The 956-nt window shown below is 40.3% G+C and carries 1 protein-coding gene; it reads right to left on the bottom strand.

Annotated features, from left to right (window positions below; genetic code table 11):
- A partial coding sequence (locus BpJC4_RS15795; protein ID WP_151698194.1) for an ISLre2 family transposase occupies positions 1–887 on the bottom strand: 887 nt, incomplete at its 3' end.
- Positions 888–956: the final 69 nt, after the last annotated feature.

Here is a 956-nt window from a genome sequence, read left to right on the forward strand (position 1 = left end):
GGATCATTGGCTTCAGCGGCCTTATACGCTTTTTGACGTTCTTTCTTTTCCCGGTTACTTAAGGCAGCTTTCATCCACTTTTTCAAATGGAAACGGTCATAGTTATAAAACGCATTGGGAAAGTAGTCTACACCAGCACGTATCCAAGACGCACCATCACCGTTAATAATGATTGGCGTTTCCTCGTTGATATCGTATTGCGCATACAGCTCACGACTAAAAGCCTCCCAAAATTCCTCACCATCTCCTAATGAAATGTAAAAAGATTTATTGACTAACTGATAGTTCTTGCTTTTCGGATGGCGTTTCTCCCAACCTTCATGAACCATACCCACTTTGACTTCATGTGTCTTTTGGGCCATTCCTTGGAGGGATGGATTGATGCCATCAACCTCTAGAAATAAAGCCTTTACCTTCTTAGGATGTCCTTCACGGGTTGAATGATCAATCTTTTTAACTCCCAGGACTTTTTGGCGAATGCTTTCATGGCTTATGGCTTGGTGATCGAGTAATTCTGTTATTCGGTCTCTCGCATCACGATAAGAACGACCTCTAACTGCCCAATCCACAGCCATATCTGTAATAAGAGGACTAAGACTATTGGATCCTTTGAATTTTAACACTTGGTCCAATAAGGCCACTCGGCGACCTGTCTGACGGTCCTTATATTTTCTCCGTTTAAAAGTCAAAGGACCAAAAAGGGTTTCCAGTGTACAAGACTGTCTTTCTCGATATTCAAACCGTTTAAAATCCCGATTTTCCATAAGCCAGACATCAAGTTCTTCAAGAGTGTGCGATAGAATGACTCGGAAGTATGTTTGTAGCTGTTTGAATAAATCCTTTTCTATCTCTTTTAAATTCGGTAATTCAATGGTATTCTTAGACATAGGAACTCCACCTTTCTTTTGATTTTCTACCAAAAATCATTTTATCAAAGGTGAGAGTTCCTTTCTTTG

It is taken from the genome of Weizmannia acidilactici (genome assembly GCF_008974185.1).
Classification (GTDB): domain Bacteria; phylum Bacillota; class Bacilli; order Bacillales; family Bacillaceae_C; genus Weizmannia; species Weizmannia acidilactici.